Origin of the sequence: Microbacterium sp. NPDC076768, from assembly GCF_040687205.1 — a bacterium.
GTDB lineage: Bacteria > Actinomycetota > Actinomycetes > Actinomycetales > Microbacteriaceae > Microbacterium.
The window spans coordinates 626,545-642,914 of record NZ_JBFBMU010000002.1 but is presented as its reverse complement, the minus strand read 5'-3'; the positions used below and the strand labels follow the sequence as shown (position 1 = coordinate 642,914).

The window sequence follows — 16,370 nt, the reverse complement described above, 5'->3', positions numbered from 1 at the left end:
CGGGGAACTCCGTCACGGTTCGCGACTCAGACGTCAGCGACCTTGCGGCCCTTGTACTCCATGTACAGCTCAGTACCCTGCGAGTCGGTGACGACCTTCGCCTGGTGCGGACGGCTGTAGACAACCTGGCCGTTCTCGATGGTCTTTACGAGCGCGATGGGCGCTGCCTTCCACTGCGCGCGACGCGAGCGGGTGTTCGAACGCGATACCTTGCGCTTTGGGGGGTTACCAGCCATGACTAGCTCTCTTCTTTCTCGGCGGCACGAGATGTTTCCGTGCCGTCTTGGTCTGTGATGTTCTGGAGCGCGCTCCACCGAGGATCGATGGGAGCCACCTGCTCCGTTTCAGTGTTTTCATTAAGCCGTTCGCCCGTTTGCGGGTCAAGCCCTGGGCAATCCGGCTGACACACCGGCTGAAAAGGAAGCGACAATACGGCCGCATCCCTGACCAGAGTTTCAAGATCCACGTGGTTGTCTTGAACCTCGAAGTCAGTTTCTTCCTCACCAGGATACGCGAAAAGCTCCTGGAACTCGACTTCGACGGGCCGCGTGATGTCAATCAGACATCTACCGCAGACTCCGACGTACTGACCTTCGGCATTTCCCGATACCAAAATGCCTTCGTGGACAGATTCCAGCCGCACATCGAGATCGAGTTTCGAACCTGATTCGAAGGAGACGATTCCTTCACCCCAGGCTTCGGAGAGGGTTACCGTGAACTCGTGTTCACGCATCTCCCCTGGGTGCCGAACGATGTCGCGGACAGGGAGTACAAAAGGGCCGTTCATTCGAGAGCGCACCCAACCATGCTACCCGGATCGTTCAAGCCCGAGGCTGACGCCGTACTCAGGTGACTGCTCAGATGCCGCGAGAGCCGGTGTCCAAAAAGTTTGCAACCGCTGTCGGCACAAACGGAGCCACGTCTCCCCCGAGCGCCGCTACCTGCCGAACGAGAGAACTCGAAACCATGGCGTGCGACGGATCAGGAAGAAGGAACACCGTCTCGATACCGGCAAGGTGCCTGTTGACGATCGCCATCGGAGATTCGTAGGTGACATCGACCTGCGAGCGGATGCCTTTTACCAGCACTCCCGCGTTGACGTCGCGCGCATAGTCGACCAGCAAGCCCATAGTCCACGAGCCGATCACAATATTCCCCGGCATCCCGTCATCGGCGATCGAACGCTCAAGCAGCGATAGTCGCTGTGCGATGGGAAGCATCGCTTCTTTGCCAGGGTTATGCACCACCAGCACATGCAACTCGTCGTACAGCGCGGCAGCGCGCCGAATGACGTCAAGGTGACCCAGGGTCGGCGGATCAAAGGAACCCGGGACAACGGCGATCCGGCTGCTCATAACTCCAGCCTAGAGCACACCACTTATGCGTTAGTTCTTAGCGAGCGCCGCGCGATCCTCGTCGCTCACTCGCCTGCCAATGGCTTCTCGCAGACCGGGATGGCTGGTGAGGGTGGGGTCGGCAGTGAGGATCTCTTGGGCCACCTCCCGCGCTCGGGCGATGAGGCCAGCATCTTTCACCACGCGCAACAGCTTGAGCGAGGAACGGACTCCTGCCTGTGCAGCACCCAGCACATCTCCCTCACCGCGGAGCTCCAGGTCGACTTCTGCAAGCGCGAATCCGTCGAGGGTTGCTGCGACGGCATCGACGCGATCACGAGCGAGGGAGCCTGACTCTGCGTCAGTGACGAGCAGACAGAGACCAGGCACGCCACCTCGTCCCACACGACCGCGAAGCTGATGCAGTTGCGACACCCCGAACCGGTCGGCGTCGAGAACAATCATGGTGGAGGCGTTCGGTACGTCAACGCCTACCTCGATGACCGTGGTCGCGACGAGCAAGTCGATATCGCCGCGTGCGAACGACTGCATCACGGCATCTTTCTCGTCAGAGGGCATGCGCCCGTGCAACACTGCTCTTCGTATTCCGCCGAGCGTGGGGTGCGTCGCGAGCGCCTCATCGAGTTGCACCACACCCCAGCGAGGACCGTTCCCTGTCTCCGGGGGAACAGCAGGCTGCTCCCCCGGTTCCCCGGTCTTCTTCGTCGTGTCGATCGCTGCGCACACGGCAAAAACCTGCCGTCCTTGCGCAATTTCTTCTGCTGCACGTTCCCACACACGGTTGAACCAGCCTGGATGCTCCGCGAGCGGTGCCACAAACGACTCGATGCCTGCGCGGCCGGCTGGCATCGTACGAATGACGGAGGTATCGAGGTCACCAAACACCGTCATCGCGACCGTGCGAGGAATAGGTGTTGCGGTGAGAACTAGGGCATGCGGACTCGAACCTTTTGCGCGAAGCGCCTCCCGCTGTTCGACACCGAATCGATGTTGCTCATCAACGACGACGAGGCCGAGGTCGGCGAACGTCGTCTTTGCGCCCAGAAGCGCGTGGGTGCCGACCACAATGAGTGATTGCCCAGAAGCAACCCGCAGCGCAGCCTTGCGTCTCTCGGCCGCGGGAAGTTGGCCTGTGAGCAGCGTCGGCATCAGCAAGGGCGCGAGCTCAGGGCCGAGCATCTTCGTGATCGAGCGCAGATGCTGGCCTGCCAGCACCTCGGTGGGCGCGATCAGCGCCGCCTGCCCGCCGCTCTCCGCAACCTGCAGCATCGCGCGGAGAGCGACAAGGGTCTTGCCCGAGCCGACCTCTCCCTGCACCAGCCGGTTCATCGGCCAGGAACCGACGAGATCAGCGGCAATCTGATGCCCGACCGTTTCTTGGTCGGGGGTGAGCGTGTAGGGAAGCGTGGCATCGAACCGCGCAAGCAGCCCACCGTCGCTCGCAGGCCGTGACGTTGCGGAAAGTGCGCGAATAGCGTCTCGCTGTTGCAGAAGCGCCGTCTGCAACGTGAGCGCTTCGTGCATCCTCAGCGTCCGCACTGCGGGATCGATGTCGTTGCGCGTACGCGGTCGATGCACGAGCTCTAACGCTTCTGCCGCCGTGAGCAACTCTTCTTTGGTGCGAATCTCCGGTGTCAGCGGGTCTGGCACCTCAGCAAGCGCATCGAGAACTCGTCCGATAAGTCTGGCGATCTGCCATGTCTGAATCGCCGATGTCGCAGGGTAGATCGGAATCGGAACGGTCGAGCGTGCGTCTGCGCTTCGACGCGCCGCATCCTCATCATCGAAAAGTTCGTACTCTGGGTGCGCGAACTGAGTGACGCCATTGAACTCGCCCACTTTGCCGGAGAAGACACCGCGGCGTCCTACCGCGAGGTCTTTCGAGCGCCACTCCGCGGCACCGGCGTTCTTCGCAAAAAAAGTCAACGACATTCTTCCGACGCCGTCTCCGATGACGACGTCGACCATTGCTCCCGGACGGTTTCGCATGCGGCGAAAGCTCGACGAAAGCACCTCGGCCACGATGGTCACCGTCTCACCGAGCGGCAACTCGCGAATAGGCGTCAATTCGCCCGGGTCTGCGTAGCGTCGTGGGTAGTGCGCCAGCAGATCACCAACGCTCTTCATACTGAACGCGCGTCCGAGCGTCTTGGCAGACGCCGCACCGAGCGCATCCTCTAACGAGGAATCGAGCGTGAGCGACATAGTCCGAGTCTAGGGAACGCATCCGACACTGCCTGCATCTGACCTGTCGTATCGTGAACGGGTGACGAGGATCATCGCAGGGAGCGCCAGGGGCGCCAGACTCGAGGTACCCGGTGCCGGGACGCGCCCCACGAGCGACCGTGTGCGCGAATCACTTTTCGGCGCCCTCGAATCTTTCGGAGTCATCGAAGGCGCCAGGGTTCTCGACCTCTACGCCGGCTCAGGTGCTCTCGGGCTGGAGTCACTCAGCCGCGGGGCGACAACCGCAGATTTGGTGGAGCGAGGACGCCAAGCGGCCGCAATCGTGCGGCGCAACGCCGCAGTGGTGGCGAAGGCGGGCGGCATGTCGCCCGCACGCGTGCATGAGGGGGCCGTGCATACGTTCTTGCAACGCGCGAGCGGCCCGTTCGATCTGGTTTTCTCTGACCCGCCCTACGACCTCGACGATGCGGCGATGACCGCTGACCTCGTCGCACTTGCGCCGCTACTTTCCACCGACGCCGTTGTCGTCATCGAGCGTGCCCGCCGCGCCACACCGCCGGAGTTTGCGGCTGCCGGACTGGAAGCGTTCCGTGAAAAGGCATACGGCGACACGATGCTGTGGTGGGCGGAGCCGTTGGCAGCCGAACAACAGGCCGCGGCCGCTGATCAGCCGGCGACGGAATCCCAGTCTCGGTAGGGATCCCACCCGCTGAGATCGACAGGAAGATCGTCGCACAACAGATCTTCCTCGCCGCGGTGGCGCACCACTCCGATGACCCGAAATCCCGGTGGCAAGAATCCTTCGGGGAAAGTGGCGAGAAGCGCGTGGTCTTCGCCCCCGGCAATCGAGCGCTCGGGGTTCTCACCGAGCGCTGTGCTGTCCAAAGCGATTGTCACATCGGAAGCTGCGGCGAGACGACGGGCGTCGATGGCGAGCCCGTCTGAGATATCCATCATCGCCGTGGCGCCCGATGTCGCTGCCACTGCACCCAGCGCAATCGGTGGGGAAGGCCGTAACTGTGCCGCAACCGCCGCGCGCTCCCCCGCCTCAAGCAACGCCGTGTCGACGGGAACGGGAGTCTCGCCATCGCGGAAGCGTCCGAACAGCACAGCGAGGCCGTGCGCCGCGTGACCGAGCTCGCCGGCGATCGCCACGACATCGCCGGGGCGCGCGCCACCTCGTGTCACCGCGTCACGGCCTTGCAGATCGCCCAAAGCGGTCACCGCCACCGTCAGTACATCGGAGACAGTCAGGTCACCGCCGACAACGGCGCAGCCGGGGGCGAGCGCGGAGCATGCATCCCTAAACCCGTCAGCGACGCGCTCGACGAATGACAAGCGCAGGTCTCGCGGCACGGCCAGCGCCACCAGGAGAGCGGTCGGACGTGCTCCCATCGCTGCCACGTCTGCCAGGTTCACCGCGGCCGACTTCCATCCAAGGTCGTAGCCGCTGGACCAGGCCAACCGAAAATCGGGCCCGTGCACGAGCGTGTCTGTTGTCGCCACAACCGACCCAGACGGAGTAGCGATCACGGCCGCATCGTCACCGGGGCCAATCAGCGTGTGGGTTGCTGGCGGCGTTCGGGTCAGAATCGCCTGCAAAATGCGTCCCTCAGAGACATCACCCAGGAACGGATCGTCGGATTCGGGTCGGGAGGCCATGTTGTCAAAGGTAGCCTGGAACCATGCCCCGCTCCCGTCGCCTTGCCCTCATCGCGGGTGCAGTGGCCCTCGCCGCGATGCTCGCCGGATGCTCTGCCACCACGCACCTCGAACCGGCTGCCGATGCGAACAACCCCGCTTGCGCTTCTGTCTCCGTTTTGCTCCCTGACTCTGTCGGCGACTACGAGCGCGTGTGGACCGATGCTCAGGCAACCGGCGCGTGGGGCGATCCCACTATCGTGCTTCGTTGCGGTGTAGAACCGCCAGCGCCTTCCTCGTTGGTGTGCACCACACTGGGCGGCGTTGACTGGCTGGTCCTCGAACAAGAAGAAGAGCGTCAGCGACTCGTCACCTACGGGCGCGACCCGGCGATCGAGGTGAACATTCGTCGTGGCGAGCAGGTCGACTTCCAGTCGATCGTCGACACGATCTCCACGAACATCCAGTCCGGGCTCGCACCAGCAACAGCACAGTGCACCGACCGCGTGGAGTTCCCCGCGAGCTAACCCAGGTCTGCGGCGCTGTCAGCGGCGCAGACCTGCTTCGATGACTTCGGTGATCAGGTCGCCGTAGGTGAGTCCCGATGCGACCCAGCACTTCGGGAACATCGAGATCGGTGTGAAACCGGGCATCGTGTTGAGCTCGTTCACCACAAGCTCTCCAGTCGGGGTGAGGAACATATCGACGCGAGCGAGTCCGCGCCCGTCGACCGCCTCAAACGCGCGGATCCCGGCCTGCTGAATCGCTTCCAGTTCTGCGGGCGTGACAGAAGCGGGGCACACGATGTCTACCCCGTCACCGCCGAGGTACTTGCCTTCGAAGTCGTAGAAGCCGCGAGAGGTGAGCACGATCTCGCCTGGCAACGACGCGCGGACACCTGAAGAGCTCTCCAGAACAGCAACCTCGATCTCGCGTCCGGTTACACCGGTCTCGATCAGTACTTTGTCGTCTTCGGCGAATGCCACAGCCAGAGCTTCATCGAGTTCGGAAGCTGCCTCGACCTTGGAGACACCGACGCTTGAGCCTGCGCGGGCAGGTTTCACAAACAAGGGAAGTCCAAGCTCCGCAGCCCGCACGCGCACTGCTTCTGCGTCGCGATCCCAGTCCCGACGACGAACGGTATGGGAGGGGGCGACCGTAAGCCCTGCGGCCTCCAGCGCGATCTTCATGAAGTGCTTGTCCATGCACAGCGCAGAGTCGAGAACGCCGCCGCCGGCGTAGGGAACTTCGAGTGTGTCGAAGTAGCCCTGGATCGTGCCGTCTTCGCCGTGCGGCCCATGCAGGATGGGAAGCACCACATCGATCTCACCGAAACTGTCTATCGAGCCGTCTTGACGCACGACGCGCAGGGTGCGATCGCCCCCAGGCTCCGGCCACAGAACGCGGGTGCCGTTGTCGACTACCTCTGGCAGGTGTGCCGCATCCAGCGGGAACTTTGCTGGGTCGTCGTCTTCTAAGACGAATGCACCCTCACGCGTGATTCCTACCGGAATCACGGCGTAGCGGGTGCGGTCAATTGCTCCCAGCACGCCCCCCGCCGTTGCGGAACTGATCGAATGCTCGCTGGAGCGCCCGCCGAAGAGCACCACCACCGTCTGCTTGTCCATGGTTGGTCCTCTCACCCTGCGGGGTGTCGTCGTCCGTCGTCAGGTGGGGTGCAATGTCACGCGGATCCATCTTGCCGTCCAGCACCATCTTCACTTGCTCGACGATGGGCATGTCGACCTCTGACTCGCTCGCCAGCTGCAAGATAGGTGCAACAGAGGCGAGTCCCTCCGCGGTCTGTTGCATCTGCTTCACCACGTCTTGGAAGCTGTAGCCCTGGCCGAGCAGGCGCCCTGCGGTGTTGTTGCGGCTCAGCGGCGACTGACAGGTAGCGATAAGGTCGCCGAGCCCTGCAAGTCCCTGGAGCGTCTCGGGGTGCGCGCCGTTTGCCACCGCAAAGTCAGTCATCTCCACAAGGCCTCGGGTGATGATGGATGCTTTGGTGTTTTCTCCGTAGCCGACCCCATCGACAATGCCGATCGCCACGGCGATGAGGTTCTTCAGCACGCCGCCGAACTCGGTGCCGATGACATCCGTGTTCACAAACGTGCGGAAGTAATTGTTGCGTGCGGCGCGAGCAACAGTGTCAGCGGTCTCCTGGCTCCGAGAAGAGATCACGGCAGCGGTTGGCTGCTCTCTCGCGATCTCCAGCGCGAGGTTTGGACCAGAGGCAACAGCGATGCGATCGGGATCGCAGCGCAGCTCCTGCTGAATCACCTGGCTCATGCGGAGTCCTGAACCGCGCTCAACGCCCTTCATCAGACTGATGATCTTCGAATCGCTGTCTTCCAACAGCGGGCGGAGTGCCTTCAGATTCTCGCGCAACGACTGACTCGGAACAGAGAGATAGACCTGATCGACGCCGTCAAGCGACGCCGCTAGGTCGTGCGTCGCCGCCATCGTGCGGGGCAGGTTTATGCCAGGCAAGTAACGAGAGTTACGTTTCGCCTCGTTGATCTCTTGCGCCAGTTCGGCGCGACGAGCCCACATGGTCACCTGCGCTCCACCATCGGCGAGAATCTTGCCGAAGGTGGTGCCCCAGCTACCTGCGCCGATGACCGTGGTGCGCGGGCCGGCCGGTGCTGTTCTCTTAGGAGTCAAGGCGTCCTGTCTCCTTCTGTCCGTGGGTGGTGGGGTTCCAGCGTTCTGCGGGCGCTTTTTCATCGCGCAACTCTTCGAGAAGAGCCGTGATGGCGTTCATCAGCCGGTTGGTCGCCTCGTTGAGGGCAGCAGGCTCCCCCGCTCGGCCTCGCAGATCGCTGACATCAATCGGATCTCCGATGATGACCTGCACTGGCTTGCGCAGCGGCCACAAGCTGAGTCCCTTTTGGTAGCGCCCCATAATCTCCTGGGTGCCCCAGTGCGCCATCGGCACCAACGGAATACCGTCGGCGAGAGCCAGCCGGACTGCCCCAGACTTCCCACGCATCGGCCACAGGTCGGGATCACGGGTAAGCGTGCCCTCGGGGTACACAATCACGCCGCGGCCCAGCTCGACAAGCTTCTCTGATTGCGCCATCGTCTGTCTGGCCGAAGCCGCCGAAGAAGTGCGGGCGACGGGAATCATCCCGGTAGCTCGCAGCAACCAGCCCAATACAGGAACGTCAAAGAGGCTCTGCTTCGCCATGAAGCGTGGGGCACGACCGCTTCGCCAGACGGCGATACCGACGATGATCGGGTCGAACTCTGAATAGTGGTTCGGCGCAAGGATGAACGAGCCATCTTTGGGGAGCTTCTCTGCACCGCTGATGCGAATCTTCGCGATCAACGACACCACCGGGATGACCAGAGCGGCGAGCGGCCAGAAAATGCTCGGCCTGGTCTTCTCGACGGATCGGGAAGTCATCGTCGTCACTTGATGACGTCGAAGTCGGCGCCGAGCCCGTCCAGCTTGGCGAGGAACTTCTCGTATCCACGGCTGAGGATGTCGACGCCAGACACCTTCGACTCACCCGAAGCCGTCAATGCGGCAATCACGTGACTGTACCCACCACGAAGGTCTGGCACCACGATGTCGGCAGCGTGCAGCGGCGTGGGTCCGGTAACGACAGCGGCCTGCTCGAGGTCACGGCGAGGGACGCGACGAGGGCCATCTTGCAGTCCATTCGGGTGCACAACGATGTCTGCGCCCATCTTGACGAGCGCCTCGGTGAAGCCCATGCGGTTCTCGTACACGGTTTCATGCACCACGGAACGACCGTGCGCCTGGGTCAGCGCGACAACGAGCGGCTGCTGCCAGTCGGTCATGAACCCGGGGTGCACGTCGGTCTCGATAACGACGGGCTTGATCTCGCCATCACGACGGAAGAGGATGCCGTCTTCCTGGATGTCAAACCAACCGCCAGCCTTGCGGAAGATGTTGAGGAACGTCAGCATCTCCTGCTGCTTCGCGCCTCCGACAAAAATTTCTCCGTCAGTGGCAAGCGCCGCAGAGGCCCAGGAAGCGGCCTCGTTGCGGTCGAAGATTGAACGGTGGTCGTAACCCCGGAGCTTTTCGACGCCCTCGATCACGATGACGCGGTTGGGCTCGTAGGAGATGATCGCGCCCATTTTTTGCAGGACGGCAATCAAGTCCATGATCTCGGGTTCGATCGCCGCGTTGCGGAGCTCCGTCACGCCTTCCGCGCGAACCGCGGTGAGCAGAACCTGCTCCGTCGCGCCGACGCTCGGGTACGGCAGGTGGATGTTCGCGCCGTGCAGACGGTTTCCGCCGGTGGAAAGGCGGATACCGCTCGGAAGCTTCTCAACCACGGCACCGAACTTACGTAGCGCATCCAGGTGGAAGTCGATCGGACGGTCACCGATGCGGCAGCCGCCGAGGTCGGGGATGAAAGCCTGGCTGAGCCGGTGCAGCAGCGGGCCACAGAACAGAATCGGGATGCGAGAGGCGCCAGCATGGGCGTCGATCTCTTCGAAGTGAGCGGATTCCACGTCACTCGGGTCGAAGGTGAGCGCACCCGGCTCGTCTCCCTCGGAGACTCGCACGCCGTGAACCTCTAGCAGTGAACGAACGACAGCAACGTCGCTGATCGCTGGCACGTCGCGAAGAGTGCTCACCGTCTCCCCAAGGAGAGACGCGACCATGGCCTTGGTAGCCAGGTTCTTTGCACCCTTGACGTCGACTCGACCGCGAAGCGGTCGTCCGCCTCGAATGGCGAGGACGTCTCCGGTGAGTGCAGGGACTCCGTCCGGAAGAGCGTCGCGCACAGATGTCGTCATTCGGAGCCTCACTTCATTTACGGATTTCGGGGGCGGGTTGCCCCTGGCTCCCCCGCCCCCACCGGTTACTGAATGGGAAGGGTTCGGGGCCGCCACGACTCGCGACGGGCCTCGAACTGCGCAATCTTGTCTTCATTGCGCAGCGTGAGCCCGATGTCATCGAGCCCTTCGAGGAGCCGCCATCTAGTGTAATCGTCGATCTCGATGTCGGCCTGGACATCACCGATCGATGCGGTGCGCGCCTCAAGGTTCACAGTGACCTGTGCCCCGGGATTCCGGTCAATCTCCGCCCAGATACGCTCAATATCTTCTTCGGAGACCGTTGCAGCAAGCAATCCCTGCTTGCCCGCGTTTCCACGGAAAATATCGGCGAATCGCGGACTCAGCACCACAGCGAAACCGAAGTCCCTGAGCGCCCACACGGCGTGCTCGCGGCTGGAGCCGGTACCGAAGTCCGCACCGGCAACGAGCACAGATGCCCCCTGGAATGGTGCCTGATTCAGGACAAAATCGGGATCCTGACGCCATCCGTAGAACAGCGCGTCTTCAAAACCCGTCTTTGTTACCCGCTTGAGGAACACCGCAGGAATGATCTGATCGGTGTCGACATTCGAACGCTTCAGCGGGGCAGCAATGCCCGTGTGAGTGGTGAACTTTTCCATCAGTTTCCCTCCTGGATTGCGGAGCTCGCGTCCGTCAGATCGCTGGGACTCGACAGGGTGCCACGGATCGCCGTTGCGGCTGCCACCAGTGGAGACACGAGGTGCGTGCGCCCGCCCTTTCCTTGCCGACCTTCGAAGTTGCGGTTCGAGGTCGAGGCACACCGCTCCCCCGGCGAAAGCTGGTCGGGATTCATTCCGAGACACATGGAGCATCCGGCGAATCGCCACTCCGCCCCGAAGTCTTTGATGATGCGGTCTAGGCCTTCCGCCTCTGCTTCCAAGCGCACGCGGGCCGAGCCAGGTACGACCATCACTCGCACGCCGTCTGCCTTCTTCTTGCCCTCGATAATCGAGGCGAATGCGCGAAGGTCTTCGATGCGGCTATTCGTGCACGAGCCCATGAAGACGGCATCGACCGGCACCGCTTTCAGCGGCGTGCCGGGGGTAAGGGCCATGTACTCGAGGGCGCGCTCTGCGGCGGCGCGCTCATTCGGGTCGGCGATCTCGGCCGGGTTGGGAACGGAGGCCGACAGTGAGCTGCCCTGGCCCGGGTTGGTGCCCCAGGTGACGAACGGCTCGAGATCATCGGCATCGATGAAGACCTCGGCGTCGAACACCGCGCCCTCGTCTGTCGGAAGCGTGCGCCAGTAGGCCACAGCGTCGTCCCAGTCCTGTCCCTTCGGGGCGTGTGGGCGCCCCTCAAGGTACGCGAACGTTGTCTCGTCTGGGGCGACCATACCCGCGCGGGCGCCGGCCTCGATCGACATGTTGCAAATCGTCATGCGCCCCTCCATCGAGAGAGCGCGAATCGCACTGCCGCGGAACTCGAGCACGTAGCCCTGACCGCCGCCTGTACCGATCTTGGCAATAACCGCGAGGATGATGTCTTTGGCCGTAACACCAGGGCGCAGGGTGCCGTCGACGTTGATCGCCATCGTCTTGAATGGCTTCAGCGGCAGCGTCTGCGTCGCCATGACGTGCTCGACCTCGCTGGTACCAATGCCGAACGCCATGGCACCAAATGCCCCATGCGTCGAGGTGTGCGAGTCGCCACAGACCACCGTGATGCCCGGCATGGTTAGCCCGAGCTGCGGGCCGACGACATGCACAATGCCCTGCTCCGCATCGCCGAGCGAATGCAGCCGCACCCCGAATTCCGAGGCGTTGCGGCGCAACGTCTCGATCTGCGTGCGACTCGTCAAGTCGGCAATCGGCTTGTCGATATCCCACGTCGGAGTGTTGTGGTCTTCTGTCGCGATGGTGAGATCGAGACGCCTCAGCGGCCGTCCCTCGCTGCGAAGTCCATCGAACGCCTGAGGGCTGGTGACCTCGTGCACCAGGTGCAGGTCGATATAAATGAGGTCCGGTTCGCCGTTCTCGCCTTTGACGACCAGATGGTCGTCCCAAACCTTCTCTGCGAGGGTTCTGCGGCGTGCGGAATCGGCACCGTTTACGGGTGTGGTCATGACGTGTCTCCTGTGGCTGGCAGATCGGCCCACGATGAACTCCGCGACGAGAAAGGGCTCAGAACGAGGTCTCGTCGCGGCGCCTAAGAAGAAGGAGCACGGTCCGCATGACGCCAGGTTACCACCGCCGCGACGTGCCCTGATGCGTCATGACACTGTGTTCACCAGCCGAACGACCGGAGGCACAGCATGACCGTCGAGACCACGCGCTTTGCGACCCGCGCTCTTCATTCCGCCAGAGTGCGAGAGACCGCATCGTCTCGTGCGACCCCGATCTATCTGACCGCTGGATTTGAGTTCACCGACTTTGAGCACGCCGCTGATCACTTCGATACCGGCGCTGGCTTTGGATACACCCGCACAGGAAACCCCACTGTGCAGGCGGTGGAGCGTCAACTTGCCGCTCTAGAACGCGGCGCCGACGCCGTTCTTGTCGCGAGCGGCCAGGCCGCCGTGGCCACCGCTCTTGTCTCCGTTGCGGGCGCTGGTGATCACATCGTTTCGTCGACGCACATTTATGAAGGCACTCGCGGGCTCCTGGTGGAGAACCTGGCCAGATTCGGCATCGAAACGACATTTGTCGACGACATCGACAGCCCGGAGGCATGGCGTGCAGCCGTGCGTCCGAACACTCGCGCATTCTTCGCCGAGTCGTTGGCCAACGCACGCAACGATGTGATCGATGTCGCCGCTATCAGCGCACTTGCGGATGAGTTCGCTGTTCCCCTGATCATCGACAACACCCTGGCGACCCCGGTGCTGCTGCGACCACTCGAACACGGTGCGGCGATGGTGGTCCACTCCGCATCAAAGTTTCTCGCCGGGCACGGTTCTGTGTTGGGTGGTGTGATCGTGGGAGATACTCTGGCGCGAATCGCCTACGCGCGAGAGTCGGTCGTGCCACGGTTTGGCGCCTCCCCCTCTCCGCTGAATGCGTTCCTCATCGGCCAAGGGGTCGAAACGCTGAAACTCCGCGTCGAGCGTCAGTCTCAGACGGCGCTGCAGCTCGCACGATGGCTGAGCACCCACGATGCGGTCGAAAGTGTGGACTACGTCGGGCTCGCCACACATCCGTCGCATGAGAGGGCCGCCCGCTCGTTCGACGTCGGATTCGGTTCGGTGTTCACCTTCACGCTGCGTGGCGGGCTGGCCGCCGCACGTCACTTTGTCGAGCATGTTGGCGTCTTCACCCATATGACCCATATCGGTGACGTTCGATCGTTGGTGTTGCATCCGGCATCGACCAGTCACACGCAAAGAACTGCTGCGGAGCGCCAGACGCTTGGAGTGCATCCGGGAACCTTGAGAGTGTCGATCGGCATCGAAGATATTGAAGACCTCGTCGCCGACCTCGATCGTGCTCTTGAGGGCTCACGAGAGCTGATCGCATGACCCGGCTGCAGCACTTCGGATGGTTTCTCGCCCGCGGCTTTGGGCCCCAAGGGTGGGGCCAGCCTGCGCTGGACTGGGACTACGACTGGACTCGCCCTGAGGTGTATCGCGAGGGCGCCCGTCTGCTCGAGCATGCGGGCTTCGATCTGGTGATCATTGAAGACGCTCCGTCGTTGGGTTCGCCGTCGACGATCGATCTTCGAGTGCGACATGCTTTCGGTGGACCAAAGCACGACCCGCTTCTGCTGGCGCCTTCACTCTTTGACGCGACTTCGCATCTGGGAGTCGTCCCCACGGTCAACCCCGCCGCTTACCTTCCGTATACGGCTGCGCGTCAGTTTGCGACGTTGCAGCATTTGAGTGGGCACCGCTTAGGGCTCAACGTCGTCACGGACACCGGCAGCGCGAGGCACTTCTCTGATGCTCCCCCTCTCGGTCACGATGCGGCATACGACAGAGCAGAAGAATGGCTCGCCGGAGTGCGCGCACTCTGGCACAGCTGGGAAGACGACGCCCTCATCGCCGACAGCGCGACCGGGGTCTACGCTGCGGGATCGAAGTTGCGGCCGGTGCGCCACCGCGGGACGCACTACTCATTTGACGGACCCTTGAACGCGCTGCCTTTCAGTGACGGCGATCCGGCGATTGTTTCCCCCGGCGGATCACCTCGTGGACTGGCATTTGCGGGCACGAATTCAGATGTGCAACTCGCTCTGGCGCCGCTGAACGAAGCTTCCGTCCGGGACTATCGCGCGAAGGTGCATGCGGCAGCAGTTGCGCGGGGCCGGCACCCAGACGAGATCAAAGTCCTGTTCGCCGTGCAGCCCGTGATCACGCCGTCTGCGGAAGAAGCCGATCGCATAGTCGCGTCAAGTGCGCGCCCAGACGACAGCGCGCTGGTCCAGATTGCACGAAAGCAATCCAGTGATCTCGAGACTGATCTGACGTCGCTCGATCTCGATCGCCCACTCGATATCTCGATCTTCGGCGACCATGTCTCGCGAGGAAGCATCCAACGCCTGCTCGGTGACCGGGGGGAAACTGCGCCGCTACGCGCTCATCTGACAGCCCTTGCCCGAATGGGACGGATCAGCGATCGCACCGGTTTTGTCGGCACCGCAGAGGAGTTCGCCGACATGGTCGAAGAACTCGGCGACTGGGGCAACGACGGCGTGCTGTTGTGGGGTGACTTTCACCCTGTCACGTTGCACCGCACGCTTGACGAGCTGGTGCCGGTGCTGCGTCGACGCGGACTGCTCCGCCGTGAGTATGTCGACGGCGGTCTGCACGCGAACCTGCACGCGTTTTAGCGTGTCAAAGCAGAACGGGCCAGGCAGCACTTTGCGCGCTGCCTGGCCCATCCGCTACTGAGTGACGAGCGACTTCTCGCGCTTCTTGGCGACGGCACGATTACGCACGCCCAGGGAGAGAACGAGCAGCAACACCAAGTAGAGGGTGATCACGATCGGCCCTTGGAAGAGCACAGTGAAATCGCCGTTGGCGCTCATCGCAGCGTCACGCAGGCTGGTCTCCGCGAGCGGCCCGAGCACCATGCCGATGATCAACGGGGCGAGCGGATACTCAAGCGCGCGCATCAGGAAGCCGACGATCCCGATCCCCAATAACAGCATCAGATCGAACGTCGACCCAGAGGTGGCGTAAATACCTAGTCCGCAGAAGACGGTGATCCCCGCGTAAAGGAAAGGGCGAGGGATCAAGAGAAGCTTCGCCCAGAGTGAGGCGAAAGGCAGGTTCAGGATCAGCAGTACGACCATGGCGACGAAGAAACTCGCCAAGAGCGACCAGACCAAATCCGGTGCCCGTTCGAACAGCAGTGGTCCTGGCTGCAATCCATACTGTCTGAACGCAGCGAGCATGATCGCAGCCGTGGCTGAGATCGGCAGTCCGAGCGCGAGAAGCGCTCCCATCGCCATACCTGTCGTCGCGTTGCCCGCGGCTTCCGGTGCCGCCAATCCACGAATCGCACCCGAGCCGAACCTCGGCGGCTTCCGCTTCGCATCAAGCCGCTTTTCCAAACCATAGGCAAGGAACGTAGGGATCTCTGCGCCACCTGCGGGGATGACGCCAAATGGGAGACCGATGGCTGTTCCGCGCAACCACGCAGGCGTGGCCTCCGCAAGCTCCTTGCGTGAAAGCCAGGGCCGGCCGGTCGGCTTGATGAGCGACTTGTCGATTACATGCCGCTCAAGACCCGCAACATAGATCACTTCACCGAGCGCGAGGATCGCAACAGTCACTGTAATCAGCGACACTCCATCGAAGAGGTACGGAGAGTCCATCGTGAAGCGCGGTGCGCCAGACACTCCGTCGACACCGATGACGGCGATTCCCAGCCCGAGAAACAGCGACGTCAGACCTTTGACGACGTTATCCGTCACAACCGAGGAGGTGACGGCGAACGCGACCACGGCAAGAGCAAAGAACTCCGCCGGCCCGAACTTGCTCGAAAACTCAGCGAGCGCTGGAGCAACAAAGACCAACAGACTGCAGGCGACGATTCCCCCGATGAACGCGCCAATAGCCGCGGTAGCGAGAGCTTGAGCGGCTCGTCCGTTGAGAGCCATCTTGTGTCCCTCAAAAGTAGAGGCGATGGCAGAAGCTTGGCCCGGAGTGTTCATCAGGATGCCCATGGTGGAATCACCGAAGAGGCCGCCGAAGTAGACCCCGGCGAACATGATGAACGCGGCAGTCGGCTCCAACGAGAAAGTGATCGGCAGGAGCAACGCGACAGCCATCGACGATCCGAGTCCTGGCAAGACGCCTACCGCAGTACCCAGCAAGCAACCGATGAACACCCACAGCAGGTTCTGTGGGGTAAGCGCCGCGGCGAATCCTTCGGCGAGAAGTTGAAGCGTATCCAT

16 protein-coding genes are annotated in these 16,370 nt (G+C 62.6%); 4 read left to right on the top strand and 12 right to left on the bottom strand.

Going from position 1 to position 16,370, the window contains the following annotated elements:
• Positions 1–26: 26 nt before the first annotated feature.
• The 4 genes from rpmF to AB0O87_RS09470 all read right to left on the bottom strand — a co-directional run bounded on the left by rpmF (position 27) and on the right by AB0O87_RS09470 (position 3,560).
• On the bottom strand, positions 27–236 hold the full coding sequence (gene rpmF / locus AB0O87_RS09485; protein ID WP_046014316.1) for a 50S ribosomal protein L32: 210 nt from the start codon (positions 234–236) through the stop codon (positions 27–29).
• 2 nt (positions 237–238) lie between these two features.
• Positions 239–787, bottom strand: coding sequence for a DUF177 domain-containing protein (locus AB0O87_RS09480; RefSeq protein WP_363516183.1), 549 nt, complete (start codon positions 785–787; stop codon positions 239–241).
• Positions 788–857: 70 nt separating this feature from the next.
• Entirely contained in the window at positions 858–1,355 is a 498-nt protein-coding gene (gene coaD, locus AB0O87_RS09475; protein ID WP_363514650.1) for a pantetheine-phosphate adenylyltransferase, read from the bottom strand.
• 30 nt (positions 1,356–1,385) lie between these two features.
• Positions 1,386–3,560: an ATP-dependent DNA helicase RecG gene (locus tag AB0O87_RS09470; protein WP_363514647.1), complete on the bottom strand. Its 2,175-nt coding sequence runs from the start codon at positions 3,558–3,560 to the stop codon at positions 1,386–1,388.
• A 61-nt stretch (positions 3,561–3,621) separates the two neighbouring features.
• Between AB0O87_RS09470 and rsmD the strand changes: the two genes are divergently transcribed.
• On the top strand, positions 3,622–4,239 hold the full coding sequence (rsmD, locus tag AB0O87_RS09465; protein WP_363514644.1) for a 16S rRNA (guanine(966)-N(2))-methyltransferase RsmD: 618 nt from the start codon (positions 3,622–3,624) through the stop codon (positions 4,237–4,239).
• Here the strand turns inward: rsmD and thiL are convergent.
• Complete coding sequence (thiL, locus tag AB0O87_RS09460) at positions 4,209–5,204, bottom strand: thiamine-phosphate kinase (protein WP_363514641.1); 996 nt, start codon at positions 5,202–5,204, stop codon at positions 4,209–4,211. The two genes, rsmD and thiL, sit on opposite strands and share 31 nt — an antisense overlap.
• 23 nt (positions 5,205–5,227) lie before the next feature.
• Between thiL and AB0O87_RS09455 the strand changes: the two genes are divergently transcribed.
• Entirely contained in the window at positions 5,228–5,710 is a 483-nt protein-coding gene (locus AB0O87_RS09455) for a DUF3515 domain-containing protein (RefSeq protein WP_363514638.1), read from the top strand.
• A gap of 18 nt (positions 5,711–5,728) precedes the next feature.
• On the opposite strand, the gene AB0O87_RS09450 is transcribed toward AB0O87_RS09455, so the two are convergent.
• The 6 genes from AB0O87_RS09450 to leuC all read right to left on the bottom strand — a co-directional run bounded on the left by AB0O87_RS09450 (position 5,729) and on the right by leuC (position 12,096).
• Entirely contained in the window at positions 5,729–6,811 is a 1,083-nt protein-coding gene (locus tag AB0O87_RS09450) for a D-alanine--D-alanine ligase family protein (protein WP_363514635.1), read from the bottom strand.
• Positions 6,717–7,850 carry an NAD(P)H-dependent glycerol-3-phosphate dehydrogenase gene (locus AB0O87_RS09445; RefSeq protein WP_363514632.1) on the bottom strand — a complete coding sequence of 378 codons (1,134 nt, stop codon included), beginning with the start codon at positions 7,848–7,850 and terminating at the stop codon, positions 6,717–6,719. Before AB0O87_RS09445 ends, AB0O87_RS09450 begins: the two co-directional genes overlap by 95 nt.
• Positions 7,840–8,595, bottom strand: coding sequence for a lysophospholipid acyltransferase family protein (locus tag AB0O87_RS09440; protein WP_363514629.1), 756 nt, complete (start codon positions 8,593–8,595; stop codon positions 7,840–7,842). The genes AB0O87_RS09445 and AB0O87_RS09440 overlap by 11 nt, the downstream gene beginning before the upstream one ends.
• Before the next feature lie 5 nt (positions 8,596–8,600).
• Complete coding sequence (gene murA / locus AB0O87_RS09435) at positions 8,601–9,968, bottom strand: UDP-N-acetylglucosamine 1-carboxyvinyltransferase (RefSeq protein ID WP_363514627.1); 1,368 nt, start codon at positions 9,966–9,968, stop codon at positions 8,601–8,603.
• A gap of 65 nt (positions 9,969–10,033) precedes the next feature.
• Entirely contained in the window at positions 10,034–10,630 is a 597-nt protein-coding gene (gene leuD, locus AB0O87_RS09430) for a 3-isopropylmalate dehydratase small subunit (RefSeq protein ID WP_363514624.1), read from the bottom strand.
• Positions 10,630–12,096: a 3-isopropylmalate dehydratase large subunit gene (gene leuC, locus AB0O87_RS09425; RefSeq protein ID WP_363514621.1), complete on the bottom strand. Its 1,467-nt coding sequence runs from the start codon at positions 12,094–12,096 to the stop codon at positions 10,630–10,632. Before leuC ends, leuD begins: the two co-directional genes overlap by 1 nt.
• 189 nt (positions 12,097–12,285) lie before the next feature.
• Here leuC and AB0O87_RS09420 point away from each other — a divergent pair, with 189 nt between their 5' ends.
• Positions 12,286–13,488, top strand: a complete 1,203-nt coding sequence (locus tag AB0O87_RS09420; protein WP_363514618.1) for a PLP-dependent transferase — start codon at positions 12,286–12,288, stop codon at positions 13,486–13,488.
• The gene (locus AB0O87_RS09415) at positions 13,485–14,798 is read left to right on the top strand and encodes an LLM class flavin-dependent oxidoreductase (RefSeq protein ID WP_363514616.1); all 1,314 of its coding nucleotides are present in this window, start codon (positions 13,485–13,487) and stop codon (positions 14,796–14,798) included. The genes AB0O87_RS09420 and AB0O87_RS09415 overlap by 4 nt, the downstream gene beginning before the upstream one ends.
• Positions 14,799–14,852: 54 nt before the next feature.
• On the opposite strand, the gene AB0O87_RS09410 is transcribed toward AB0O87_RS09415, so the two are convergent.
• Positions 14,853–16,370, bottom strand: coding sequence for a tripartite tricarboxylate transporter permease (locus AB0O87_RS09410; RefSeq protein ID WP_363514613.1), 1,518 nt, complete (start codon positions 16,368–16,370; stop codon positions 14,853–14,855).

Coding starts and splice junctions, on each gene's coding strand:
- AB0O87_RS09480 (WP_363516183.1), bottom strand. CDS start 787: ATGAACGGCCCTTTTGTACTCCCTGTCCGCGACATCGTTCGGCACCCA.
- thiL (WP_363514641.1), bottom strand. CDS start 5,204: ATGGCCTCCCGACCCGAATCCGACGATCCGTTCCTGGGTGATGTCTCT.
- murA (WP_363514627.1), bottom strand. CDS start 9,968: ATGACGACATCTGTGCGCGACGCTCTTCCGGACGGAGTCCCTGCACTC.
- coaD (WP_363514650.1), bottom strand. CDS start 1,355: ATGAGCAGCCGGATCGCCGTTGTCCCGGGTTCCTTTGATCCGCCGACC.
- AB0O87_RS09455 (WP_363514638.1), top strand. CDS start 5,228: ATGCCCCGCTCCCGTCGCCTTGCCCTCATCGCGGGTGCAGTGGCCCTC.
- AB0O87_RS09415 (WP_363514616.1), top strand. CDS start 13,485: ATGACCCGGCTGCAGCACTTCGGATGGTTTCTCGCCCGCGGCTTTGGG.
- AB0O87_RS09440 (WP_363514629.1), bottom strand. CDS start 8,595: ATGACTTCCCGATCCGTCGAGAAGACCAGGCCGAGCATTTTCTGGCCG.
- AB0O87_RS09410 (WP_363514613.1), bottom strand. CDS start 16,370: ATGGATACGCTTCAACTTCTCGCCGAAGGATTCGCCGCGGCGCTTACC.
- AB0O87_RS09470 (WP_363514647.1), bottom strand. CDS start 3,560: ATGTCGCTCACGCTCGATTCCTCGTTAGAGGATGCGCTCGGTGCGGCG.
- leuD (WP_363514624.1), bottom strand. CDS start 10,630: ATGGAAAAGTTCACCACTCACACGGGCATTGCTGCCCCGCTGAAGCGT.
- AB0O87_RS09420 (WP_363514618.1), top strand. CDS start 12,286: ATGACCGTCGAGACCACGCGCTTTGCGACCCGCGCTCTTCATTCCGCC.
- rpmF (WP_046014316.1), bottom strand. CDS start 236: ATGGCTGGTAACCCCCCAAAGCGCAAGGTATCGCGTTCGAACACCCGC.
- leuC (WP_363514621.1), bottom strand. CDS start 12,096: ATGACCACACCCGTAAACGGTGCCGATTCCGCACGCCGCAGAACCCTC.
- AB0O87_RS09450 (WP_363514635.1), bottom strand. CDS start 6,811: ATGGACAAGCAGACGGTGGTGGTGCTCTTCGGCGGGCGCTCCAGCGAG.